This is a genomic window from Arthrobacter sp. 01T419, assembly GCF_056398865.1.
The window spans coordinates 126235-151178 of sequence record NZ_JBFTQF010000008.1 but is presented as its reverse complement, the minus strand read 5'-3'; the positions used below and the strand labels follow the sequence as shown (position 1 = coordinate 151178).

Sequence of the window (24944 nt, the reverse complement as noted above, 5' to 3'; positions counted from 1 at the left end):
CGCACACACAAGAATCTAGTTTGCCATGACCGTTGCGATGTTCGCGACTTGGCGCATCACCGAGTCCTTTCTGCGGGCGCCGACCGGCCCTCCAGGAGCCGCTTCACCCTTGACATGAGGCATGATGGATGCGTGAGCAACAGCACAGGGATTCCCCGGCAATCGACGGGTTCGAGGGTGATCAACCACGCACCCGCAGGCCAGGTTGCGCGTGCCCGGATGACAGGCTCCCAGCGCCGCTCCCAGCTCATCGAGATTGGCCGGGGCCTCTTCGCGGTCCGCGGCCTCGACGCAACCACGATTGACGAAATCGCAGCCGCCGCAGGAGTATCCAAGCCGGTAATTTACGAGCACTTCGGCTCGAAGGAAGGCCTCTACACGCAGGTTGTGGAGTTCGAATTCCGGATCCTGCTCGACGCCATCAACGAGTCCCTCGCCGCCGAAGCCAAACCACGCGTCCTCGTTGAACAGGCGGCCCTCGCCTTGCTCGGCTACATCGAAGAGCGGAGCGACGGCTTCCGGATCCTCATGCGGGATGCCCCACCATCCCAACCCGAAGGCGCCTTCTCCACCTTGCTCGCCCACGTGGCAGACCGCGTGGAAAACCTCCTCGCCGACGAATTCTCCCGGCGCGGATTCAGCTCTGCCGACGGCGCCATGTACGCCCAAATGCTGGTAGGCATGGTGGCCATGACCGGCCAATGGTGGCTGGACCACCGCGAGCCCGACAAACGCGCAGTCGCCGCCCACCTGGTCAACCTGGCATGGAACGGCCTGACTGGCCTGCAAAAGGAGCCGGAGCTGCGGAGCGAGGGCTAGGGGTTCTGGTTGCCTTGGCTTGTTGCATCTCGGTCGCCTCCGCAGTGCAACGGCCCTTCGCCGTCGCTTAGACACAAGTCATAGGGACACCTGCGGTCGCTGAGCGACCTCCGGTGCCCGATGACTCGCGATGCGCTCCTACCCGAAGGCCCGAAGCGCCGCTCGTGCCAATCTTCCGTTCGGGATTCACCCCTCTATGCGCGCCTTATTTCCGACGCCCACTAGCCCTCTCGACACGCAAAATCCCTGTCGACACCGGAATCCGCGCATCGGATTCCTCGATGTGCGTCGCGGGCACATTTGGGTGTCGAGAATCGCCCACGATTCACCAAGATGTCCCAATGGGGTCACTCCCCCAGCACCTCGGCCGCCTCGAGCCATTCGAGCTCCAAGCCTTCTTTTTCTTCGAGGAGCTCCTGGAGCTTGGCGTTGAGTTCGCCAAGGGCGTCGAAATCGCCGGATTGGGACTTGGCCGCCATCTGAACGTGGAGTTTCTCTTCTTGCTGGGCGATTTTGCCTAGCTGCCGGTCGATCCTGTTCAGGTCCTTCCGCGCTTCGCGCTTCTCTGCCTCGCTCGGGCCGGAAACGGGAGCAGCCGAGCCGCTAGCCGCCGTCGGGCTACTGCCACCGCCCGCGCCACCGCTTCCGCTCGACGCGCCGCCGGTCACCGCGCCGCTCGCAAGCGCAGCTTCGCGCAACTCCAAGTACTGGTCCACTCCGCCCGGAAGCCCGCGCAGCTTGCCGTCGCCCAGGAGTGCCATTTGGGAATCCGTGACGCGTTCCAGCAGGTAGCGGTCGTGGCTGACAACGACGAGCGTGCCTGGCCAGCCATCCAGGACGTCCTCGACGGCTGCCAGAGTGTCGGTGTCGAGGTCGTTAGTGGGTTCGTCGAGCATGAGGACGTTGGGTTCGCCCACCAGCAGGCGCAGGAGTTGGAGCCGGCGCCGCTCCCCACCGGAAAGGTCGGTCACTGGCGTCCACTGCTTTTCCTTCGTGAAGCCCAGCTGCTCCACGAGCTGGCCAGCCGTGAATTCCTTGCCACCCACGCTGAAGGAGCGCTTCTCGCGTTCGATGACCTCGATCACGCGAAGGTCCGAGACGTCGTCGAGCTCCTTGACATCCTGGCTGAGGACGGCGGTGACAACAGTCTTGCCGCGCTTGACCTTGCCGGAAGTCGGGGCGATCTCGCCGTTGAGCAGCCGCAAAAGTGTGGACTTCCCGGCACCGTTGACACCCACCAGCCCGAGCCGCTGCCCCGGCGCCAAGCGCAGGGTGACGTTGTCGAAGAGCTTCTGGCCGGCGTCGCCGCCCAGAAAATCCAGGGAGACGCCTTCAAGGTCCAGTACATCCTTGCCGAGCCGCGCGGTTGCCATCTTGCTCAAGGCCACGGAGTCGCGCGGATCCGGAACATCGGCGATCAGCTCGTTGGCGGCTTCGATGCGGAACTTGGGCTTCGACGTGCGGGCCGGGGCGCCACGACGCAGCCACGCCAGCTCCTTCTTGACGAGCTGCTGCCGTTTGCTTTCGACGACGGATGCGCTGCGGTCGCGCTCGGCGCGGGCCAGTACGTAGGCCGCGTAGCCGCCGTCGAACGGGTCAACCATGGCGTCGTGCACTTCCCAGGTTCGGTTGCAGACTTCGTCCAGGAACCAACGGTCGTGGGTCACCACAAGGAACGCGCCCTGGTTGGCCCGCCAACGGGTCTTCAAGTGCCGGGAGAGCCAGGCGACGCCTTCCACGTCGAGGTGGTTGGTGGGCTCGTCGAGCATGATCACATCGTGGTCTTCGATGAGCAGCTTGGCCAAGGCGACCCGGCGCTTTTGTCCGCCAGAGAGGGCATGCACGTTTGCGTGCCAGTCGACGTCGGCCACGAGGCCGCCCATGATTTCGCGGATTTTGGGATTGGCGGCCCATTCGTGGTCGGCTTGGTCGCCGACGATCGCGGCCCCGACCGTGAGGTCGCCGTCGAGCACGTCGGACTGGTCGAGGTAGCCGACATTCACGTCGCCACGTTTGGTCACACGGCCGGAGTCCGGCGTCGAGCGCAATGCCAGCAAGCGCATGAGCGTGGATTTACCGTCACCGTTGCGCCCGACCATGCCGATCCTGTCGCCGTCCTCCAAACCAAGGGTTACGCCGTCGAGGATGGTGCGGGTTGCGAACGAAACGGTGAGGTTTTCACCGCCGAGCAGGTGGGCCACTGGGTACTACTTTCTAGTGTGAATAATCAGGGGAATTGCTACTGGTCGAATCGCCAGCGCGAGTTGTCATAGGAGGGTATCGGAGATAATCCGGGCGCCAGGAACCGGGCCGTGAACAGCAAGGGCGTTGTGCCCCAGATGCCGCAGGTCGTCGGCGAGGCCCTGGGCCGCGGAAGGGTTGTGCGCCAGCAGGGCCACAGTGGGGCCGGAGCCGGAAACAATCCCGGCGAGGGCGCCGTTCGACTCCCCTAGCCCGATAGTGTCCCGCAATTGCGGTGCCAGCTCGATCGAGGCGCGCTGGAGGTCGTTGATGAGGACCTTGCTCAGGGCGTCTGGATCTCCGTTGCGCAGCGCCTGCAGGATCTTGGCATCGACCTCCACCGGTTCGGGGATGTCGAGTCCTTCCGCATTCCGGAGCCTGTCCAGGGTATGGAAGACCTCGGGTGTGGAGAGTCCGTAGTCGGCGCAGACGAGGACCCAGTCCATCTGCGCTTTTGCGAGGGCCGGGGACAGGTCGTCGCCGACGCCAAGCCCGACGGCGGTGCCTCCAAGCAGCGAGAACGGCACGTCCGCGCCCAACTCAGCCGCAAGATGGGCCAGTTCTTCGCGTGACAAGCCACTGTTCCAGAGGGCGTCGCAGGCCAAGAGGGTCGCCGCTGCATCAGCGGAGCCACCTCCCATGCCTCCCGCCACCGGGACGCGCTTGGTGATTTCCAAATGCACGCCCGTGGCCTTCTCCGAGACGTCCCTCATGATGGCGGCAGCCTTGTGGGCCAGGTTCCGCTCATCCAGGGGAATGTCCACCCCATCGAGGTCCAAAGTGCTTGCCGGACTAATGCTGACCGTGATTCCCGGCCCCTCAGTACTCGTAGCGGCTACTTCCTCGTACAGGGACACCGCGAGATACACGCTGGCGACCGAGTGGTAGCCGTCGGGCCGCAACGGGCCAACGTTGAGGGAGACGTTCACCTTGCCGGGCGCACGGACCCGTACAGTCCGTGCGACGAAGCGGCCGCGGTTCACACCGCTGATTGCCGGATTCATGCGTCCAGGGGGTGGCGGGCCTCGGCGATCCGGACAAACGCGTTGATATCGAGGACCTCTCCGCGGGCAGTTGGATCGACGCCGGCGGCCACAATGAAACGTTCGGCCTCGGCGGCGCTTCCAGCCCAACTTGCCAAGGCCGCCCGGAGCGTCTTACGGCGCTGGGCAAACGCGGCATCGATGACCGCGAAAACCTGCTCGCGGGTGGCGTGCGTCGCCGGAGGGGCGCCACGCGTGAAGGACACCAGTCCGGAGTGGATCTTCGGGGCCGGCCAGAAGACATTCATGCCAATCACTCCGGCCTTGCGCATGTGGCCGTACCACGCAGCCTTGACCGAAGGGACGCCGTAGATTTTGGAACCCGGGCCCGCGGCCAGCCGGTCCGCCACCTCGTCCTGGACCATGACGAGCCCGTGTTGCAGGCTCGGGAAATGCTGGAGCAGGTGGAGGACCACGGGCACCGCCACGTTGTAGGGCAGATTGGCCACGAGGGCGGTGGGCTGAACAGGAAGTTCCGTGACCTTCATGGCATCGGAGAGGACAAGGTGGAAATCATCCACGGCGTCCGGGCGCCAGGCGCGCACCGTCTCCGGCAACTTGCCGGCGAGTACCGGATCGATTTCGACGGCGACAACAGTTTTGGCGGCGTCGAGCAGGCCCAGCGTCAAAGAGCCCAGTCCTGGCCCGACTTCCAAGACGGTTTCCTGGGGGTCAATACCGGCGGCCGAGACGATTCTCCGGATGGTGTTGCCGTCAATGACAAAGTTCTGGCCCAGTGTTTTGGTTGGGCGGACACCGATTTCTTCGGCGAGCCGTCGGATGTCCGCAGCTCCCAGGAGGGGTGCGACGGCGGCGTGTTCGGAATTCGGTTCAGTCACCTAGGTATCGTATCGTCTGCCCGACTCGCGGCAGCGCCCTTCCGCCATCTTCGCTTGCGAAAAGGCCGGGCCCGGAGATTCCGGACCCGGCCAATTTCACCGATGCTTTAGCGGGAAGCTGCCCAACCGCAGCCCCAGGGAGAAAGGCCGCGCTGCGCGTAGACGCGGTTGGCGATGTCGATCTGCTGGGCCTTGCTGGCCTGGCTTGCGTTGGGAGCATACGCGCCACCGCCGGAGCCGATCCAGGTCTGGATGTCGAACTGCAGGCCGCCGTAGTAGCCGTTGCCGGTGTTGATGGCCCAGTTTCCACCGGACTCACACTGGGCGATCTTGTCCCACATGGCCTCGTTCGGCGCGCCGGTTGGTCCGGAGGCGACTGCCCCGGCGGGCTTGGGGCGCTCCTTGGTACCGACGGTCACCTTCGCGGAAACCGGGTTGACCGTGACGTCCGAGGAGACCAGGGTCCGGGATGCTTCACGACCATCGACCAGGACAAGCTTGAACTTCTTGCTGAGCAACCCGAGGACGCCTTCCTGGGTCACGGTTTTCTGGTCAGTGAACTGGGCCGGGTCTTCCGTGGTGACGGTATCGAATGGAACGTTTTCCGTCTCAGTGGCGGTCTTGCTGGTGTCCACACGGGAAACCTTGATCACCATGTTCTGGACAACGGGGGCCGAGTTGGGCTGAGAAACTCGGTCGTTGGGGCCGAGCACGACGCCGGCATCGCCGAGGACGGTGGCGACGTCCGCCGCCGTCGTGGTCTTTGCCGAGCTCTGCCCGTCCACGATCAGGCTGACGGTCTTGGGGGTCATGATCGAGACGAACGATCCGGAAACTGCCAGCTGGGTGTCTTTTGGCTGGGAGACGGCCGAAGCGCTCGCGACGCCGAGCTCGGAAACGAGCCCCTCGACGTTGGGGGCCGTTGTGTTGACCGTCCGCTGTGCCCCATCAAGGCTGACAGTGACGGCCTTGGCCAGGTTGACGTTGATGATGGAGCCGTTCTGCACCGAGGTATCCAAAGCCGGGGAAACCCGGTCTTCGGCCTTCAGATCGACCTTGGCTGCCTTGACCACTTGGTCAACGGTGTTGCCGAAGGTCTGGACGGAACTCACTTTGCCGTCGACGTTGAGGGTGACTGACTTGTTGTTGCCTGTGAAAGCAACCACTCCGAGCACCAATGCCGAAAGCACCAGCAGCTGCGCACCGACTTTGACGAAACTGAACTTGCCGTCCGTGGTGAAGAACTTAACCATGTTTGCCCGTAACTTTTGGACCATCCGGGCACGGGGAAAAGCGCACAGGGGCCTCCTGCCGCGGTCCTTGAGTACAGGCCGAAGCCATGCACGAGGACTGCAGCGGAGTTGTGCGCCGCCACACTCAATTCAACTGAAAACACCCATTGCGAACGGAGTTAGTTGTCCGAAGGCCTTCCCCGACCCCGGCTACTTGTTACCCACTGTAACCGAAGCGTTATAAAGTGACCAAGATTTTTACATACTGAGTATGCAGGTCGATTGCAGCTCAATCCCATGATCCGTAAGTTGCCACAGTGTTTTGAGCCAGTTGGGAACATAACGTGGAGAGCTCGGTTCCTGTCACCTCAGCCATGGAACGAACGGTGTAAGGCACCATGTAACTCGCGTTGGGGCGGCCCCGATGGGGATGCGGCGTCAGGAACGGGGAGTCGGTTTCGACGAGCACGAGTTCCGGATCCGCGATGGCGAGCGCGTCCCGCAGGTTTGCAGCGTTCTTGAAGGTCATGGTGCCGGCAAAGGACATGTACCAGCCGTTCATATTGCAGATCCGTGCCAGTTCCGCATCACCCGAGAAGCAATGGAATACTACCCGCTCCGGGGCGCCCTCTTCCCGGAGAACTTGGACGACGTCGTCGTGGGCATCACGGTCGTGGATCTGGAGGGTGAGATCGAGTCTCTTCGCGATGTCGATGTGGCGGCGGAAAGAATGGCGCTGGTGCACCAGGCCGTCGCCGTGCGTGCGAAAGAAATCAAGCCCGGTTTCGCCGATCGCGCGGACCCTGGGATGGGCCGCCAGTTCTTCGATCTCGGCGAGCGCTGATTCCAGCTCTCCACGGCCCGCGTAGACAGGGGCGTCGTTGGGGTGAATGGCGACTGCACCGAGGAGACGCCGGTCCGCGTCCAGCGCTCGGACCGTGAACCGCGATGACTCAAGGTCGCAGCCCACCTGCACCGCCCCTTGGACACCCACGGCCTCGGCGGCGTCCAAGGCATCCGCGACCGCTATTTCCAGCAGACCGTGCCGGAAATCGAGATGCGTGTGGTTGTCCATCACCGGGACCGGCAACGGCTCGGGAGCCGGCGGGTATTCCTTGCGGGAATCGCCGGTTTCAGGCGCGCGGTAGGGTGCCGGCGGGAGGGAATTGCACATGCTCCCACCCTATCTTTCCTTCCTGAAACCCTCCGGATCCCCCCTGTATCCCTTCCTGACCCGGCTCATATCCCTTCGCGACCCTCCTTGCGGGATCTACCTCTGTCTGCGGCGGGCCTAGGCTGGGTAGTCTGGTACAAAAGGCGGTATTTCCCGGCCAGGGCACCGCGGCCCGGCAGGGGTTCTGTCATGGCTGAGGGGTTGTCCATGGATTCAAAGCGACACGGTACCGTTGATGAGCCATTGCTGCGGGACGAGGCTGTTGTTGCCTTGCCGCCCGAACGCGAGACGTTCAACGGTCACAAGCCGCCGGTCATGGATCCTGCGCAATTCCACGCTGCCAGCGAGAAAATCTTGGCGGCAATCAACAAAGTCATCGACGGCAAAGCCGAAGCCGCCAAACTTGCCTTGACCGTGCTCTTGGCCCAAGGCCACCTGCTCGTGGAGGACGTTCCGGGGGTCGGCAAGACCCTGCTCGCCAAAACCCTCGCGCGCACCATCGATTGCAAAGTCAGCCGGATCCAGTTCACCCYGGACCTTCTTCCTTCAGACGTCACGGGCGTCTCCATCTACAACCAGTCAACACGGCAGTTCGAGTTCCGGATGGGCGCGGTGTTCGCCAACATCGTGATCGGAGACGAGATCAATCGGGCCTCGGCCAAGACCCAGTCCGCCCTACTCGAATGCATGGAAGAGCACCAGGTGACGGTGGACGGGCATTCCTACCAGTTGGCTGAGCCGTTCATGGTGGTTGCGACGCAGAACCCCATTGAGATGGAAGGGACGTATCCCTTGCCTGAAGCACAGCGGGACCGGTTCATGGCTCGAATTTCCATGGGCTACCCTGACAAGCTTTCCGAGATCGAGATGCTCGAGACGCACCAGGCGGTCTCACCCCTCGCGAAAGTCACTCCCGTGGTCACTTCTTCGGATGTCGCCGCAATGATCGCCTCGGTGCAGCAGGTCTTCGTCTCCCAATCCGTCAAGGAATATACGGTTGCCTTGGGCCGGGCGACACGGGACAGCGCCCGCCTCCGTCTCGGAGCCAGCCCGCGCTCCCTCTTGCAACTACTGCGGGCGGCCAAGGCGACTGCCGCTCTTGACGGACGGGATTTCGTCCTTCCGGACGATGTCATGTCCGTGGCCGAATCGGTGTTGGCGCACCGCATTATCCTTGACCGGAAGGCCGCGAGTTCCGGTGACACACCACAGAGCATCATCCGGGCGATCCTGGGCTCCCTCCCCGTCAGCCAGGATGCTGGCGCGGAACACCGCGGCAGCTAGGCGGGCGTCCAGAGGGGGCACACATGGCACTGATGGATCTACTTCCCAAGCATCTGTTCACCACCCGTGGCTGGGGGCTGCTGGCCAGCGGGGTGGGTTCCCTGCTCCTGGCCCAAATCATGGGCAGGCGCGACCTTCTGGCCCTCGGCATCCTCCTGATAGTGCTGCCGCTGGTATCCCTTGCCGGGGTTCGCGTCCTCAAGCCGCGCTTTCAGGTTTTCCGCGAATTCAACCCGTCTTCCGTTGAAACGTCCTCCACGGCAACGGTGCGGCTGGCCGTGGCACGGACGGGCGCAGCCACGGGGCCGGTGATCATGGAGGAGCAGTTGCCGCCGCGCTTCGGTGAACCTCCGGCCTTTCGGTTTCCGGCCCGTGCCGCTTCCGGCGGCACCAGCCGGTATGAGTACCATTTGCGTTCCGGCAAGCGCGGCCAGTTCAGGATCGGCCCGGTCACGGCTGAGTTCTGCGATCCCTTCGGCTTGTCGCTGCACCGGCACGCGATCGACGACGGCGACATCCTCACCGTGACACCTGCCGCCGTCGAGCTCCCCGCCACGGGCCTCGCGGGCGCGCGCGGAAACGACGGGGTGACTGCCACCCGAATCCGCGCGAATCCCAGCGACGACGACGTCATGACCCGCGAATACCGTCATGGCGACCCTATGCGGCGCGTCCACTGGGCAGCGACCGCGCGGCATGGGGAACTCATGGTGCGGCAGGAAGAATCCGTTACTACGCCCGAGGCGACCATCATCCTGGACCAGCGCTATTCCGCCTTTGTGTCGGGTTCCGGGGCCACGTTCGGTCCCGCCCACGAAGACGCCTTTGAACTGGTCAGCAGCGACAACTTCGAGTGGGTAGTGACGGCGGCCATGTCGATCAGCGCCCACCTTGCCGATCGGAACTACTCGCTGAGGTTCCTCGATGCAGCGGGTAATCCTGCGTTCCGTAGTTCCCACTCTGCCCCGGACCCCGAAACCGAGGAATTCAGCGGGTTGGGCGGCCTGCAGTCCATTGGCGAGAGCCTTGCCGCAATACAGCTCACTGGCCCCCGGCACGTCCATGGTGAACACCGCAAGGAAGCCTCCGGCGTCGTTGACGGTCCTGAGGCGCCCTTCGACGACCACCTGATGGACAAACTGGCAGCACACCGCTTGCGTGGCCCCATTCTCGCTTTGCTCGGCAATATGCCGCTCGCCGAGGCCCGGGCGTTGGCGCCCGCCGCTGGCTACGGAGCCAATGCCTTTGCACTGGTGGTCACAGACCATCCCCGCCATGCCCAGCCGATCATCGACGCCTTGAAGCTGGGCGGCTGGCGGGCAGTCGCCGTCAACTCGAGAACCGACCTTCCCGCCGCATGGGCCGGTTTCGATCAAGGAGAGATCCTCGCCGCGGCTGCCGCAGCGATGGACGTCAGGCGCGGAGCGGCGGTACCGCGATGACCACCACATCCCGGCACGAGACGCCGGGACGGACCCCGAGCGCGGCGTCGGCGAGCACCGGTGACGCTTCGCGCCGTGGCCGAGGACAGGCGCCCCGCACACGAAAGCCGGGGCCGGGAGCCTACCCGTGGACGATGTCCGCAGCCATCGCCATCGCCGTGCTCGGGACGGCGCTCTCACTCAATGGAGTCTTCAGGGGCTGGGCGTGGTTGGTTCCAGCGATCACCATAGTGTGCACCGTCGCAATGACGTTGGCTGTTCTCCGTGCATTGAGGGCGCATTCGTTGCTCACCACGTTGGGCGGGCTCGTCTCCTTGGCGTTCATCCTGGCCTTCACCTTCTTCCGGCAACAGAGCATCGCGGGCTTCGTCCCCTCCGGTGAGACATTTGACCAGTTCGGCAAGTTCCTGAAACGCGCGGGCGAAACGGTCGTCTCGGAGACTGCCCCCGTGGCCCCGAACGCCGGAATCGTGTTTGTCGCGTGCGCGAGCCTTGGCCTGGTGGTTGTCCTCATCGATGCTTTGGCGGTGCCGCTAGGGATGCCTGCCACGAGCGGTTTGGGCCTCCTGGCCGTCCTCGTTTTCCCGGCCACGATCAAGCCGCAAGGCGCGGGGTTGCTCGGATTCCTTGCCGCGACCATCGGATTCATCTTGATCCTGGGGTGCAGCCAGTGGTTCGCACCAGATTCGCGGTTGCAGACGGACAACGCGCGCGGCACAGGGCAGCTCAAACGATCGATGGTGATCGGTGCCGTGGCCCTGGTCCTCGGGCTCCTGTTGCCTCTGGCGATTCCAGGCTTCGAGCGCGGAACGTTTCCGGTGGGCTCGCGCCTGAACCCCTGGGGCGTCTCCAACGGCTTGAACCCGATGATCACGCTCGGCAACAGCCTGAGGAACCCCACTGGCGATGGCCGCATCACCTACGCCACGAGTTCCACGGCCCCCGTGTACTTGCGCTCCGTCACCATTGACAGGTTCGACGGCGATACCTGGGCGCCGGACGACCGTGAAGCTTCCCGGCGCCTCGGACCAGGCCGCATGGCACCGGACTACCCACTCCCCTCCGATTTGGTGCGCCAACTGACGGTGATCGATACCGGGCAGTTCACCAGCCCTTATCTGCCGGTTCCGTATGCCCCAACGGCCGTGAACGGACTGAGCGGACGCTGGTCCTGGGATCCCGAAACCCTCAGCATCCGCGCCGAGGACACCAACACGAGGAACCAGCAGTACACGGTGTATTCGGCGCTGCCCACGCTGACGTCGGCGTTGCTCAGCCAGGACAATGCCCGGCCCACCTCCATTTCGCAGGATTTCATCCAGTTGCCAAGCAATGTGCCTGACATTGTGAAGAACACCGCCAAGACCGTCACTGCAGGCGCCAATGGTAACTATGCCAAGGCGATGGCGATCCAGGACTATCTACGCTCCCCGCAGTTCAGCTACTCGCTACAGGCTCCGGTCCAAGGCGGCTATGACGGCAACGGCTTGTCCGTGCTGGCGGATTTCCTCGAACAGAAGAGCGGCTACTGCGTCCACTTCGCCTCTGCCATGGCGGTCATGGCGCGGCTCGACGGAATCCCGAGCCGCATCGCCGTCGGCTACGCGCCGGGCCATGCCACCGGGGTTACCGTCGCCGTCGCAGGACAGGAACCCCTGCCGGAGTTCGAGGTGGATGCCCGTGACGCCCATGCCTGGCCTGAACTCTATTTCGAAGGAGTGGGTTGGGTCGCGTTTGAACCGACCCCTTCACGCGGCGTGGTCCCGCCCTATGCATCCGAACCGGCGTCGGCGGGCAGTCCGAGCACCAACCTGCACGACGAAAACCTGACCCCGGGATCCTCGACCCCGCAACCGAGCGCTTCGGCGGTCCCGCCGCTTGCGGGGCCTGGCGTCGGAACGGGCACGTCCACCGGCTTCGGAACTGTCTTGTACGTCGTCGCCGGGGCGCTTCTTCTCGCCGTGATGGCAGCCTCCCCGCGGCTGGTCCGCTCCGCCATCAGGGCGCGGCGCCTGAAGCCGCCACGGGCCGGGCAGATCCGTTCCGAAGGCGGCGCCGGGCCGGCCCCATCCGGGGACGGCCCTGCCCTGGCCTGGGCCGAGCTTCAGGATCTTGCCACCGACTACGGCATACCTCCCGTGCCCAGCGAAACGCCACGGCACTTCGCGGCACGATTGCGCAACTCGGCTGTGCTTGGGGCACCGGCCGCTGCGCTGGCGGGTGCTGCTGACGAGACTGCCGCCGACGACGCCGGGCAGCAGGCGGTTGCATCGCTCACCGGCGATTTCGAACGGCAGCGTTACGGTCCCCCGGGCGATCCCGCAGCGAATGGCGCAGCGGAGCAAGCGAACGCGGCCGCAGCCCGGATCGTGGCGGTCCGTGCCGCGTTCCGGCGCAACGCCTCCTGGATCGCGGTCCTCCGTGCGGACTGGTTCCCGCCGTCCTTGATGTCCAGGTGGTTCCAGCTCTTGTGGTCACCTTTCCGCTGGCTGGGTGGCATTTTGGCGACGGCAGCACGCCGGGTGGCAGCATCCTCGCAAAGGCTTTTCGGCTCCATCCGCTGGCGGCGCTGACCCAACTGACTGGCAGCAGGTGTCGTTCTGGGCCCCGAAAACGACAACAACTGTGAGTCAGTTGGGTTTGGAACGGCAAAGGCAGGGCACCGAAACCCTGGGGTTCCGGTGCCCTGCCCTCACTCAGCGGCAGTTCCCCGTTGCGAGAGGTCCGCCGAAGTTCTACTAGTCGGCGTAAGGATCCGCGATGCCGACGTACTGCGTGGTGAGGTATTCCTCGATGCCTTCGAAGCCGCCTTCACGGCCCAGACCCGACTGCTTGACGCCACCGAAGGGTGCCGCGGCGTTGGAAATGACACCGGCGTTGAGGCCGAGCATGCCGGTCTCGATCTTTTCGCTCACGCGCAGGCCCCGGTTGAGGTCCTTGGTGTAGACGTAGGCGACCAGCCCGTATTCGGTGTTGTTGGCCAGCTTGATGGCTTCGTCTTCGCTCTTGAAGGTGATGATCGGGGCCACCGGTCCGAAGATTTCTTCCTTCAGGATGCGGGCGTCCGCGGAGACATTCTTGAGCACGGTGGGCTGGTAGAAGTAGCCCGGGCCATCTACCGGGGCACCGCCGGTGACAGCAATTGCGCCGTTGGCAACGGCGTCGGACACCAGGGCGTGCACGCCGTTCCGGGCCTTGCCATCGATCAACGGGCCGACTGTGGAGTCCGGCTCGGTACCGCGCGCTGTGTTAAGTGCCGAGATCTTGGCGGCGAATTTGTCGGCAAAGGAATCGGCGATGGAGTCGTGCACGATGAAGCGGTTGGCTGCCGTGCAGGCCTCGCCCATGTTGCGCATCTTGGCCGCGACGGCGCCTTCGACGGCCTTGTCCAGGTCAGCGTCCTCGAAGACCACGAACGGTGCGTTGCCGCCGAGTTCCATGGAACTGCGCAGGACCTTATCCGCGGCTTCGCGCATGAGGGCCTGGCCGACGGCGGTGGAACCTGTGAAGGAGATCTTGCGCAGGCGGTCGTCCTTGATGAGGGGCCCGGTGACTGCGCCTGCCGTGGAGGTCTGGATGACGTTGAGCACGCCAGCCGGGAGGCCGGCTTCCTGCATGACCTGAGCGAAGAGCAGGCTGGTCAGCGGGGTCAAGTTGGCGGGCTTGAGCACCATGGTGCAGCCTGCTGCGACGGCGGGGGCGATCTTGCGGGTAGCCATGGCCAGCGGGAAGTTCCACGGGGTGATCAGCAGGCAGGGTCCAACCGGCTTCTTTTGGACCAGGATGCGGTTCTTCCCGTCCGGGGCGGCAGAGTAGCGACCGCTGACGCGGACGGCTTCCTCAGAGAACCAGCGGAGGAACTCGGCTCCGTAGGCTACTTCGCCGCGGGCCTCGGCCAAGGGCTTGCCCATTTCCAAAGTCATGAGCAGCGCGAAGTCTTCGGCCCGTGCCGTGACCAGTTCGAAGGCACGGCGCAGGATTTCGCCACGCTCGCGTGGAGCGGTGCGAGCCCAGGAGGCTTGCGCGGCGGCAGCAGCGTCCAGTGCGGCGGCGCCATCCTCTGCTCCGGCGTCGGAGATGCTCACGAGCACCTTGCCCGTGGCGGGATCCTCGACGTCGAACGTCTTGCCGGATGCCGCAGGCAGCCACTGGCCGTTGATGAGCAGCCCCGTGGGAACGGAGGCGAGAAGTTCGCTTTCGCGATCGGCGGTAACAGTCACAGTGACTCCTTCGTCAGTTGGGGCACGTTGTAGAGATGCACCAACACTTGATTTTGTGGAATTACTGTCACGGTACTGCCCCCCGCGAAGCAGTGTCTACGCCTTCGCGCACTGCCGCGGGAGCAAGAGTTTGTGCAGTTGCACAGCTATGGCTTGAAGCGCGGACTAGCACGCGGAGAGCCCTCTCCAACGCGGAGAGCCCCTCTCCAACGCGCGAGCACAGCCCTAACGCGCCGCGAGCACAGCAGAGTACAACTCACGCTTGCTGATGCGGGCCTCTTCGGCAACGGCAGCCACCGCTTCCTTGAGCCTGACGCCCTTGGCCATGAGTTCGTTGACCGCGGCGACGTGGTCTTCAGGCTTGCCCGGCGCCTGTTCGGGTGCGCCTGCGACCACTACGGCAATCTCCCCCCGAACCTCGTTGTTTTCAGCCCATTCGAGCAATTCCCGGACGGTTCCCCGGATGACTTCCTCATAGGTCTTGGTCAATTCGCGGCACACGGCGATGCGTCGGTCCGAACCGAACCGCTCGTGCAGGGCGCGGAGCATGGGCTCAAGCCGGTGTGGTGCCTCGAAGAACACCATTGTGCGGCGTTCGTTGCCAAGGTCCGCAAGCCGGGAACTGCGTTCGCCCGCTTTGCGCGGCAGGAATCCTTCAAAGCAGAAACGGTCCGTGGGCAGCCCCGAAAGCGCCAGAGCGGTCAACACGGCGGACGGGCCCGGAAAGGCGGTGACGAGGAGCCCGGCTGCCACTGCGCCCTCCACGAGGCGGAAGCCGGGGTCGGAGACGGCCGGCATCCCGGCGTCGCTGACCATAATGATGGTCTTGCCGGCCCTGACGTGATCCAGCAGTTCCTCCGTCTTGGCGGCCTCATTGTGCTCGTGGTAACTAATCACACGGCCAGACACGGTGATACCGAGCGACTGGACCAGCCGGTGCAAGCGTCGGGTGTCCTCCGCCGCGACGATGTCGGCGGTCTGCAGCAACTCGATGAGCCGGCTGGAGGCATCGCCGACGTTCCCGATGGGGGTGGCGGCCAGAACGATCCGGCCCACGCCGTCGGGAAGCGCGGGAAGGGGCTGTGGCTCAACGGGCTCCGCGAGGGTTTCCACGGGCTCCCCAGGGGCAGGATCGAGGGCTTCATCCGGGGAGCTCAGCTGTTCAGTCACCCGTCCAGCCTAACCCCGCTTTCGATGAGCGCGACCCGCGCCCTGCGTAGGACTGGCTTCCCGGGCTCTGCGACCGGCCCCGTGCCACTTCCAGGGAGCTATCGGAGGAAAAAGGTAGCATGGGCCGAGTGATCGATACCTCCGTGCGCCCCGCACCGCAAACCTGGTTGGCACGGCCCCGCGAGGCGTTCACCGCCGAGGCCCTGCGTGCGCGGCTCATTGGCAGCATCCAGAGTTGGCGGGACTACCCGCCCTCCTTGAGACTGTGGTTCTGGTTGATCCCCACCATCACTTCCGTGCTCGGCGGGATCCTGCGTTTTGTCCGCTTGGATGCCCCGCATAGCCTCGTGTTCGACGAGACCTACTATGTCAAGGACGCCTACTCGCTCCTGGTCAGCGGGTACGAGCGGGCCTGGCCGGATAAGGCCAATGATGCCTTCAACGCGGGCAACCCCAACGTCCTGCTCAACTCCCCCGAATACGTGGTACATCCCCCGGTAGGAAAGTGGATGATCGCCTTCGGGATGTGGCTCTTTGGTTCGGATAATTCCTTCGGCTGGCGATTCTCCGCAGCTTTGACGGGTACCCTCTCCATCGCCCTGATCGCCCTGATCGCCCTGAAGCTGTTCCGTTCCCACATCCTGGGCGCGGCCGCGGGGTTGCTGCTCGCCGTCGACGGCCACCACTTGGTCATGTCGCGCACTTCCCTGCTGGACATCTTCCTGATGTTTTGGCTGCTCGCGGCGTTTGGTGCCCTCTTGATGGATCGCGACGACGGCAGGCGCCGTCTGGCAGCACGGCTTGCCGCGCTTGCGGGCACGTCGAAGGACGGCCGGCCAACGCCGTCGCAACTCGCCTCAGGGCCGTGGCTCGGTTTTCGATGGTGGCGCCTGGCGGCCGGTGTTTGCCTCGGCCTTGCGGTTGGCACGAAATGGTCGGCATTGTTCTTCGTGGCCGGTTTCGGCTTGATGACGGTCTTTTGGGACATGAGCGCGCGGCGCATCGCGGGCATTCGGAGTTGGCCGAGCTCCGCGATCCTCAAGGACGGCGTGCCGGCGTTCTTGACCATGATCCCGGTGGCCGGAGCTGTGTACTTGTCCACGTGGACCGGCTGGTTCCTTTCCAAGGACGCCTACTACCGGCAATGGGCGGAATCGAATCCGTCTGCCACCTGGGGATGGATTCCCGGACCGTTGCGCTCACTTGCTTACTACCACATGGAGGCCTACAACTTCCATCAGGGCCTCAGCTCACCCCACCCGTATCAATCGAGTCCGTGGAGTTGGCTGGTCATGGGGCGGCCCACGTCGTTCTACTACGAGTCCCCCAAACAAGGGACGCCCGGCTGCGAGCTCCCTAATTGCACCTCGGCAATCCTGTCCGTGGGCAACCCGGTGATCTGGTGGGGCGCGACGATTGCACTCTTCGTGGTGCTTTTCTGGTGGGCCGGACGGCGCGACTGGCGGGCCGGGGCCATCCTGGCAGGGGTCGCCGCAGGGTATCTGCCGTGGTTCATGTATCCGGACCGCACCATGTTCTACTTCTATGCCCTCTCCTTCGAGCCTTTCCTGGTGCTGGCCCTCGTCTATGGACTGGGGCTTGCCCTGGGCCGGAGCGACGCTCCCCCGTGGCGCCGTCGCTCCGGACTTTACGTGGTGGGCCTTGTGGTGGTTCTTTCCGTGTTGCTGTCGGCGTTCTTCTATCCGGTATGGACGGCGGAAGTGATCAGCTACCAGGACTGGCGCATGCGTATGTGGATGCCGTCCTGGATCTGAACCGCTGACTCCGCGCCGCCTGTACTCTCGCGGACAGGACGGCGCCCACGCAAGAAAGCGCCCCCGGGAACAGACGTTCCCGGGGGCGCTTTTTCGTTATTGCCGTGGTTGCTACTTCTCCAGCGTGCCCATTGCGGTGGCGTCCTCCGAAGAGGCGGCCTTCGCGTCCGCAGGGTCTTCTGCGGCTGGACCGTTCTTGGCCGGCAGTCCGCGACGGCGGCGGGTGGGCCAGGTGAAGATGAGGGTCAGCAGGGCGGCGAGGAACACCAAAGCGCCGATCACCATTCCCGCGTCCATCCAGAACTGTCCGGGGAACAATCGGATCAAGGTGTCGTCGAGCGAAAAGGTCCAGGTGCCGTTCGCGAAGAAGATCTGGTGGAACTCCGTGAAGAACTGTTGCCAGCCAAGGGCGGCAAGCGTGCCCAGCCCCAGGATGAGCACAAGGGTGACGATCGAACCCGCGAACAGGCCGCGCCGGATTCCGCCCGTGCTTCGCTTGCGCAGGTACAGCATGGCGATAATGCCAATGATGATCATGAGGGCGCCGGCGCCGAACGCTGAAAGCATCACGGTCTTGACGTCGGCCATGTGGGAGACTTCGCCCTCTTTGAACAGTTTCTCGCCGTTCCGATTGACGAGCTCGCCCAAATAGCGCGGACCTGACCAGTTGCTGAGGTAGTCCACGGCATAAGAACCGTACGTCATCCGGTCATCGGCGTTGAAGCCATAGCCGTCTCCCGGGAACCCCGGCCGGTAGTACTCCACCCACAAAAACAACGGGCTGGCCACGGCACGGATTGCCAGCACCAGAAGGACCACCGGGTAAAAGACGGCCAGCAGGACCTGGAAAATGCGCGGCGCCACGGGTTTGGCGTTGGCAGCCTGCTCGCGTTCGTGGTTGCGACGTTCCACCTCGGATTCCGGAGGGCGGACTTGAAGGGCCGACGTCGGCAGGGGCTCGGCGAAGAGCGCCGGTTCCGGTCCGGCTTCGGCCGCCTCGGCAGCCTTGCGGTCAGCCCGGCTCTCGGGCTGGCCGGACACGGATTCAGCCGCCGGCTTGCCCTCGGGTACCGGCTTCACAGAAGAGTCCTTGCCTCCATCAGCAGCCGTTGCCGGGCGTGCGTCCGGTGCCGTGGACTTGGGGGCAGGCTTCATCCAATCGAACGCCGGCTCATCGCCGTCGCCGTGGATATCCGCGTCCGGGTCTTTGGGGATCGGGCTCTTCTCGGTCACTTGAATGTCACTTCCGTAGGATTCACATGCCGGTACGGGAACGGTCCGCTGGCAATCTTCTCTATCTTCGAGCCTACAGTCCGCCTCCGCGGAGAGACGAGGAGCCACCCCGGCGGACGCCGGATTGCCCCCGGACCCGCGTGCGGCTAGGCGGCTATCTCGCGGTAGCCCGCGTCGTTGCTGTCCAGGTCGCCCGTGGCGCCGGCACGGAACGCACGTCCACCCAGCACCAGCGCATAGACCCAGTATGCCGCGAGGACCAGTGAACCGATCAGTATCTTGGCCCACACCGGAAGCGGGCTGGGCGTCACGAAAGCCTCAACGAGTCCGGAAACGAACAGGACAATCACCAAGCCCAGAGCCACTGTGATCAGTGCGCGCCCCTCGTCCGCCACAGCCTGCATCCTGCGACGCGGCCCGGGCGAAACCATGGCCCAGAAAATGCGGAGACCGCCTGCGGAAGCGATGAACACGGCGGTCAGTTCCATGAGGCCGTGCGGGAGGATGTAGCTGAAAAACACATCCATCTTGCCGGTGGCGGCAAAGACACCCGCAGCAACCCCCACGCCCTGTGCGTTCGAGAACAGCATATATGGCACCCAGAAGCCGGTGATGCCCAAAGCCACGGACTGCGCCCCGATCCAGGCATTGTTGGTCCAGACCGCCCCCGCGAAGGACGCAGCGGGATTCTCCGAGTAATAGCCAACGAAATCTTGGTCGACGTACTGTTTGACGGCGCTGCTGCTTCCCAGGGCCCTCAACGCCTCCGGCGACGTCGCGATCCACAGCGTGTATCCCGCAGCGACAAGGCAGAAGAAAACCCCGCACCACACGGTCAGCCAGCGCAACCGGTAGAACGCGGCTGGCAAGGACACAACGAAAAAGCGCGCGAGGTCTTCCATGAAATTCGACCTCGCCCCGGTGAATCGGGTGCGGGCCTGGGCCAGGGCTGCCGACAAGGACGCGGACAGTGCGCTCTCCGGGGCCACGGATCGGATGAGAGACAGGTGTGATGACACCACTTGGTACAACCGCAAAAGCTCGTCAGCTTCGCTGCCGTCAAGGCGTCGTTTGTGCGCGAGCTCGTGCAAACGGGACCATTTGGTCCCGTTCACTACGGAGAAGGCATCCATGTCCACGGCACTACCCTAATGCCAACGCTTCCAAAGCAGGGCCAGCGCTTGAAAAGCAGTGTCAACGCTTCCAAAGAGCCGCAGCAGCCCCTGCTGCACATCAGTCCTGACGGCTAGACTCGACCCAGCGGGATCCGACCGGTCCCGCCCAGATCGTCGGGGTACGTGGCAGTTTTGGGGGACGGCTTGAGTTCGATCATTACCGGTGAGGCCGTGGTCCTTGAGTTGCGGCCGGCATCGTTCGGAGCGAGGGCCCTAGGGCTCATGCTCGACGTCGTGGCGCACGTCCTGCTGCTGCTCGGTTTGCTGTTTCTGCTCAGCTTCGTGGCACCTGACGTGGACGAAGCCGCCGGCCGCGCTATGGTCCTGTCCAGCGTGGTGTTGTGCCTTGTGGTCGTCCCCATTGCGGTGGAAACGCTGAGCCGTGGCCGCTCGCTGGGCAAGCTGGCTACCGGGCTCAGGATCGTGCGCGACGACGGCGGATCCATCCGCTTCCGGCACGCGGTAATCCGCGGGTTGATCGGTTTCCTGGAAATCTACGCGACGTTCGGCGGACTGGCCATCGCGGTGGCCCTATTCAACGACAAGTCAAAGAGGCTCGGAGACGTCGTGGCGGGAAGCTATTCCCTCAGGCAGCGCGTTCCCGCTGAACGCAAGATCCTCCCCTACGCCCCGCCACACCTGCAGGCTTGGGTGGCAATCGCGGATATCGGCAGGGTGCCGGACGGCACGGCGCGGCGCGCTTCACAATTCATCCAGCAGGCGTCCCGGATGGCTCCGGAATCACGCTCCAGGCTGGCTGCGGCCCTCGCCACCGAACTGGCAACCCAGGTCGCCCCGCCACCGCCTCCCGGAACCACGCCGGAAGACTATTTGCACGCAGTGTTGTGCGAACGGCGAAACCGGGACCTGGAACGGTTGCGTCGCGCAGAGCAACGCAGCACGATGGTCGGCGCCCGGCTCAACAGGCTCCCGTTCACGCGCTAAGGCGAGCAACCGGCGTCGCGCGCTTGCTAGGCCGCTCAGCGCCTCGCGTAGCTGGACCAGGCAACATTCCAGTCCCCAAAGCCTTCAAGGGGCTCCACCGCGGGGGCACCGGTATTGAGGACCTGTACCACGTCCCCGGTCCGCATGTTGTTGAAGAACCAGGCGGCGTCAACCGGGAGCAGGCCGACGCAACCATGCGAGACGTTATACGCGCCAACGGCTCCGTAGGCTGACGGAAGGGCCTGGTGTACATAGACCCCTGAGTTTGTGAGCCGGTTGGCGTGCTCCACGACGAGCGGCGCGTAGTAGCCTTTGTCGCCGGGTTTGAGCCCGATGCTGCCTGCGTTGAACTTGGAGTGCCGTTCTTGCTCCATGATGACGGCGTACCCGGTGGGCGAGAGCCAGTCCGGGCTGCCGAGGGTGACGGGAGCCGTTTTGACGAGTGCACCGTCGATAAACACCTTCATGGTTTTGGTGGCGTCGTCCACTACCGCTATCCGCTGCGGACCGGTCTTGAAAGTGGCCTTGACGTTGGAGTTGCCGATCATGCCGTTGCCGAAATCCTTGCCGAACAGAGGCAAGTCAACGGTGACGCTCGTGTTGGCTGCCCAGAAATTCTCCGGGCGGATGCGCACTTTCCGGTCCGAATACCATCGCCAGGCCACTTCCTGGCCTGAGGAAACGCTGATCTTCACAGCCTTCTCCATGGCGGCCTTGTCCGCTACCGGCTCGCTGAAGTTGATTTCGATGGGCTGCCCCGAACCCATGGTGGATCCATCTTGGGGGAACACGGCGGCGTCGGCTTCATTGGGTGTGGACACCGTGGTGAAGGTCTGTGTTTTCCGGGTCTCCCGGCCCGCGCCGTCAACAACGGTGAAGCCGTAACGGTACTCGGTGTTGAACGCCAAGGGCTCCAGCGTCGACCAGGTGCTGCCATCGGCGCTGATGGTGCCCCCGACGGCCGTGCCGCCTCTGACCGGTACCAGTTCAACGTCCTTAAGCGTGCCGTGGACGGCCTTGACGGAAGGCCCGACGGCGGGATTCACTTCGCGGGCGCCATCAAGTGGAGTGATGCCCAGTTCCACCGCCTTGACGATGGCGGACGCCAGCCCGGCGTCCGTGCGCTGCGGTGATCCCGATTCGGACTCCACGACAGTGCCCGGCCACGTAGGCACGGTGGCCGCACCGAAACCTCCGGCCGCAACGCCAGCACAAATCCCGATGACTCCGAGAATTTTCCCGGCCTTGCGCTTCCTTTGACGCACCATAGTGCAACTCCACATCCCCCAGCAGAAGGCCAGTCCCCAAGACTGACCCGTCAATTCTAGCGGGAGGAGTGGTGCGTACTGATCAGTGCTGGCCTATCGTTTGGCGTACTGCGCCCAAGGGATGTTCCAATCGCCAAAGCCGTCATCGTAGTTGGCGTAATCTCCCTCGGTGTTGACGACCTGGACGACGTCACCGGTGCCCATGTTGTCGAACACCCATTTGGCCCCGTCCGGACCCAAGCCGATGCAACCATGGGAAAGGTTAGTGACGCCGATGTACGGCATGGCTGTGTCCGTGGCTTGGTGGATGAACTCCCCGCTGGGCGTCAGGCGCGTGGCGTAGTTGACGTCAAGCTGCCCGTAGTAGGCAGGGTCCCCAGGTTTGAGACCGATGGTGGAGGCATCCATGTGCTCCACCCGGTACTTTTCCATGAGCACCAGGTACCCCCGTGCGGAAGGGAACCTTGTGTCGCCCATGGTGTCCGGCCACTGGCCAACCTGCTGATCGTTGACGCTAACCGTGAAGGTGTGGGCGACCGCGTCAGCTATGGCGACCTTCTTGTCTCCGATCTTGAAGGTGTTCGTCTTGTTGAAGTTGCCGATCTGGCCGTTCCCAAAGTCCACACCGAACAGCTTGAGGTTCACTGTCACGGTGCTGTTCGCTGCCCAGAAGTTCTCCGGGCGGTAGCGCACCATGGTGTCGCTGAACCAGTGGAAGGCTCCGACTTGGCCCGACGTGGACGTGACCTTGATGGCCTGCTCGACGGCGGCCTTGTTGACCACGGGTTCGCTGAACGTGATCTGGAGCGGCTGCGCGACGCCTACTTTGGACCCATCCAAGGGGTACATGGCGGCGTCAGCCTCGTTCTGCGTGGAAACCGTCGTGAAGGACTCGGTTTTTGACGTAGCGCGGCCCGCAGTGTCCGCCACGGTGTAGTTGAAAGTGTAGGAGGTGTTGAATTCGAGGGGCGTAGTGGCGGTCCAGCTGAGACCGTTCGGGGTCAACGCGCCTTCGATGGTCTTTCCTTTGGTACTCGTCAAGGAGACCCTTTCCAGGGTTCCGTCCTTGACGGTGATGGTGACGGGCGCTGCGGGATTCACCTGTTTGGCCCCACTCGCAGGTGAGACAACCACGGTGGGGGGCTTCACGACGGGCAGCACTGCACCCGCCTCGCTGCGTTCCCCGGATGATCCTTCGGACTCGATCGCCGCATTGGCCGCATGCGGCGCCACGGCAGCAAAGGTCCCGCTGAGCGCAGCAATAAGGCACACAACCACAATCCAGGCCACCTTCCGGAACCTGCTTCGCTTCGTGTGCGCATGGACAGTGCCAGGGTCCGTGTGTTCTGCGGCGTCCGCGTGCTCGAAGGCGTCCCAGCGCTCAGTGGCGTCCCAGCGCTCAGTGGTGTCCCGGTGATCAGGGGCGTCAGCGTGCCCGCTGTCAGGATTAAGACCCATGTTTGATTTCTCCAAAAACTCACGCCCCCCAAAAAAGTCACGCCCCACAGCCGCATTCTAAGGGGCGTGGCTTGATATTGGCTGGGAACTCGCTGGTCTGCGCGCTCCCAGCCGGAGCTCTCAGTACCGGTAGTGTTCGGGCTTGTACGGCCCGGCAACATCAAGATCCAGGTATTCGGCCTGTTCCTTGCTGAGTTCGGTCAATTCCACACCCAACGCGTCCAAATGGAGGCGAGCGACCTTCTCGTCGAGGATCTTCGGCAGCACGTAAACCTGGTTCGAATATTCACGCTCGGCCTTGGGCTGGTCCTTCTTGGTCCACAGCTCGATCTGGGCGATCGTCTGGTTGGCGAAGGAGTTGCTCATGACGAACGAGGGATGGCCGGTCGCGTTGCCCAGGTTCAGCAGCCGGCCTTCGGAAAGTACGATGATCGAGCGCTCGTCGCGGCCATCAGCTGCCGGGAAGACCCACTCATGCACCTGCGGCTTGATTTCGACCTTCTGGACACCCGCGAGCTTTGCCAGACCGGCCATGTCGATCTCGTTGTCGAAGTGGCCAATGTTGCCCACGATCGCCTTGTTCTTCATCCGGAGCATGTCGGAGGCCATGATGACGTCCTTGTTGCCTGTGGTCGTGATGAAGATATCGCCCTGTTCCAGGACCGAATCCAGCTTGGCTACCTGGTAGCCGTCCATGGCTGCCTGGAGTGCGCAGATGGGGTCGATCTCGGTCACAATGACGCGTGAACCTTGGCCACGGAGTGCTTCAGCAGCGCCCTTGCCGACGTCGCCATAACCGCAGACCACGGCGACCTTGCCGCCCATAAGGACATCCGTGGCACGGTTGATGCCGTCCGGCAAAGAGTGGCGGATGCCGTACTTGTTGTCGAATTTGCTCTTCGTCACGGAGTCGTTGACGTTGATCGCCGGGAAGAGGAGCTTGCCCTGCTCTGCGAGCTGGTAGAGGCGGTGCACGCCCGTGGTGGTTTCCTCGCTCACGCCACGGATGCCGGCAGCAATGCGGGTCCACTTCTTGGGGTCGGCGGCAAGGCTCTTGCGCAGCACGTCCAGGATAAGTGCGTACTCTTCAGGATCGCTTTCCGTAGCGGTCGGCACCGCACCTGCGGCTTCGAACTCGACGCCCTTGTGGACCAGCAACGTGGCGTCGCCGCCGTCGTCGAGGATCATGTTGGGGCCCGACTCCGGGTTGGCGTCCGCGCCGGGCCAGCTGAGGATCTGTTCGGCGGTCCACCAGTATTCCTCAAGGGTCTCGCCTTTCCAAGCGAAGACGGGAACGCCTTGGGGATCTGTGACGGTCCCCTTGCCGACCACGACGGCGGCTGCGGCCTCGTCCTGCGTGGAGAAGATGTTGCAGGAGGCCCAGCGGACCTCGGCGCCCAGGGCTGTCAGCGTCTCGATGAGCACAGCGGTCTGCACGGTCATGTGCAGGGAGCCCGCGATGCGTGCTCCCTTGAGCGGCTGGCTCGGACCGAACTCGGCGCGCAGCGACATGAGGCCCGGCATTTCGTGCTCGGCCAAGCGGATCTGGTGGCGCCCGGCTTCTGCCAGGGAAATGTCGGCAACCTTGTAGTCGAAAGTCATGGAAGTCCTTAAAAGTACCGAATG

Annotated in this window: 18 protein-coding genes; 6 read left to right on the top strand and 12 right to left on the bottom strand. The window is 64.0% G+C overall.

The window, feature by feature from the left end; translation table 11 throughout:
• Window positions 1-219 precede the first annotated feature (219 nt).
• Entirely contained in the window at window positions 220-819 is a 600-nt protein-coding gene (locus AC1DLO_RS13780) for a TetR/AcrR family transcriptional regulator (protein WP_476890363.1), read from the top strand.
• Window positions 820-1166: 347 nt separating this feature from the next.
• Here the strand turns inward: AC1DLO_RS13780 and AC1DLO_RS13775 are convergent, their stop codons facing one another.
• The 5 genes from AC1DLO_RS13775 to AC1DLO_RS13755 all read right to left on the bottom strand — a co-directional run bounded on the left by AC1DLO_RS13775 (window position 1167) and on the right by AC1DLO_RS13755 (window position 7348).
• Window positions 1167-3020: an ABC-F family ATP-binding cassette domain-containing protein gene (locus AC1DLO_RS13775; protein WP_476890319.1), complete on the bottom strand. Its 1854-nt coding sequence runs from the start codon at window positions 3018-3020 to the stop codon at window positions 1167-1169.
• A 66-nt stretch (window positions 3021-3086) separates the two neighbouring features.
• Window positions 3087-4064 (bottom strand): 4-(cytidine 5'-diphospho)-2-C-methyl-D-erythritol kinase, encoded by a 978-nt coding sequence (locus tag AC1DLO_RS13770; protein WP_184736340.1) that lies wholly within the window; start codon window positions 4062-4064, stop codon window positions 3087-3089.
• Window positions 4061-4942, bottom strand: coding sequence for a 16S rRNA (adenine(1518)-N(6)/adenine(1519)-N(6))-dimethyltransferase RsmA (gene rsmA, locus AC1DLO_RS13765; RefSeq protein WP_476890318.1), 882 nt, complete (start codon window positions 4940-4942; stop codon window positions 4061-4063). Before rsmA ends, AC1DLO_RS13770 begins: the two co-directional genes overlap by 4 nt.
• A gap of 107 nt (window positions 4943-5049) precedes the next feature.
• A complete protein-coding gene (locus tag AC1DLO_RS13760; protein ID WP_476890317.1) occupies window positions 5050-6195 on the bottom strand; it encodes a transglycosylase family protein in 1146 nt (381 codons plus the stop codon).
• Between the two features lie 268 nt (window positions 6196-6463).
• Entirely contained in the window at window positions 6464-7348 is an 885-nt protein-coding gene (locus tag AC1DLO_RS13755; RefSeq protein ID WP_476890316.1) for a TatD family hydrolase, read from the bottom strand.
• A gap of 207 nt (window positions 7349-7555) precedes the next feature.
• Between AC1DLO_RS13755 and AC1DLO_RS13750 the strand changes: the two genes are divergently transcribed.
• From AC1DLO_RS13750 to AC1DLO_RS13740, 3 genes are read left to right on the top strand one after another with little or no spacing between them, the layout of a single operon-like run.
• Window positions 7556-8632: an AAA family ATPase gene (locus tag AC1DLO_RS13750; protein ID WP_476914498.1), complete on the top strand. Its 1077-nt coding sequence runs from the start codon at window positions 7556-7558 to the stop codon at window positions 8630-8632.
• Between the two features lie 23 nt (window positions 8633-8655).
• Entirely contained in the window at window positions 8656-10074 is a 1419-nt protein-coding gene (locus tag AC1DLO_RS13745; RefSeq protein WP_476890314.1) for a DUF58 domain-containing protein, read from the top strand.
• Window positions 10071-12647: a transglutaminase TgpA family protein gene (locus AC1DLO_RS13740; RefSeq protein WP_476890313.1), complete on the top strand. Its 2577-nt coding sequence runs from the start codon at window positions 10071-10073 to the stop codon at window positions 12645-12647. Before AC1DLO_RS13745 ends, AC1DLO_RS13740 begins: the two co-directional genes overlap by 4 nt.
• A 165-nt stretch (window positions 12648-12812) precedes the next feature.
• Here the strand turns inward: AC1DLO_RS13740 and AC1DLO_RS13735 are convergent, their stop codons facing one another.
• Window positions 12813-14294, bottom strand: coding sequence for an NAD-dependent succinate-semialdehyde dehydrogenase (locus AC1DLO_RS13735; protein WP_184736354.1), 1482 nt, complete (start codon window positions 14292-14294; stop codon window positions 12813-12815).
• A 225-nt stretch (window positions 14295-14519) separates the two neighbouring features.
• On the bottom strand, window positions 14520-15407 hold the full coding sequence (rsmI, locus tag AC1DLO_RS13730; RefSeq protein WP_476890362.1) for a 16S rRNA (cytidine(1402)-2'-O)-methyltransferase: 888 nt from the start codon (window positions 15405-15407) through the stop codon (window positions 14520-14522).
• A gap of 185 nt (window positions 15408-15592) precedes the next feature.
• Here rsmI and AC1DLO_RS13725 point away from each other — a divergent pair, with 185 nt between their 5' ends.
• Window positions 15593-17239: a dolichyl-phosphate-mannose--protein mannosyltransferase gene (locus AC1DLO_RS13725; RefSeq protein ID WP_476890312.1), complete on the top strand. Its 1647-nt coding sequence runs from the start codon at window positions 15593-15595 to the stop codon at window positions 17237-17239.
• Between the two features lie 111 nt (window positions 17240-17350).
• On the opposite strand, the gene AC1DLO_RS13720 is transcribed toward AC1DLO_RS13725, so the two are convergent.
• Together AC1DLO_RS13720 and AC1DLO_RS13715 are read right to left on the bottom strand one after the other, a co-directional pair.
• Window positions 17351-18472 carry a TIGR01906 family membrane protein gene (locus AC1DLO_RS13720; protein WP_476890311.1) on the bottom strand — a complete coding sequence of 374 codons (1122 nt, stop codon included), beginning with the start codon at window positions 18470-18472 and terminating at the stop codon, window positions 17351-17353.
• A 146-nt stretch (window positions 18473-18618) separates the two neighbouring features.
• Window positions 18619-19611: a stage II sporulation protein M gene (locus tag AC1DLO_RS13715; protein ID WP_476890310.1), complete on the bottom strand. Its 993-nt coding sequence runs from the start codon at window positions 19609-19611 to the stop codon at window positions 18619-18621.
• Window positions 19612-19791: 180 nt separating this feature from the next.
• Here AC1DLO_RS13715 and AC1DLO_RS13710 point away from each other — a divergent pair, with 180 nt between their 5' ends.
• Window positions 19792-20592 carry an RDD family protein gene (locus tag AC1DLO_RS13710; RefSeq protein ID WP_184736368.1) on the top strand — a complete coding sequence of 267 codons (801 nt, stop codon included), beginning with the start codon at window positions 19792-19794 and terminating at the stop codon, window positions 20590-20592.
• Between the two features lie 35 nt (window positions 20593-20627).
• On the opposite strand, the gene AC1DLO_RS13705 is transcribed toward AC1DLO_RS13710, so the two are convergent.
• The 3 genes from AC1DLO_RS13705 to ahcY all read right to left on the bottom strand — a co-directional run bounded on the left by AC1DLO_RS13705 (window position 20628) and on the right by ahcY (window position 24920).
• The gene (locus AC1DLO_RS13705) at window positions 20628-21860 is read right to left on the bottom strand and encodes a L,D-transpeptidase (RefSeq protein ID WP_476890309.1); all 1233 of its coding nucleotides are present in this window, start codon (window positions 21858-21860) and stop codon (window positions 20628-20630) included.
• A 93-nt stretch (window positions 21861-21953) separates the two neighbouring features.
• Window positions 21954-23318 carry a L,D-transpeptidase gene (locus AC1DLO_RS13700; protein ID WP_476890308.1) on the bottom strand — a complete coding sequence of 455 codons (1365 nt, stop codon included), beginning with the start codon at window positions 23316-23318 and terminating at the stop codon, window positions 21954-21956.
• Window positions 23319-23438: 120 nt separating this feature from the next.
• Window positions 23439-24920, bottom strand: coding sequence for an adenosylhomocysteinase (gene ahcY / locus AC1DLO_RS13695; protein ID WP_476890307.1), 1482 nt, complete (start codon window positions 24918-24920; stop codon window positions 23439-23441).
• Between the last annotated feature and the right edge of the window lie 24 nt (window positions 24921-24944).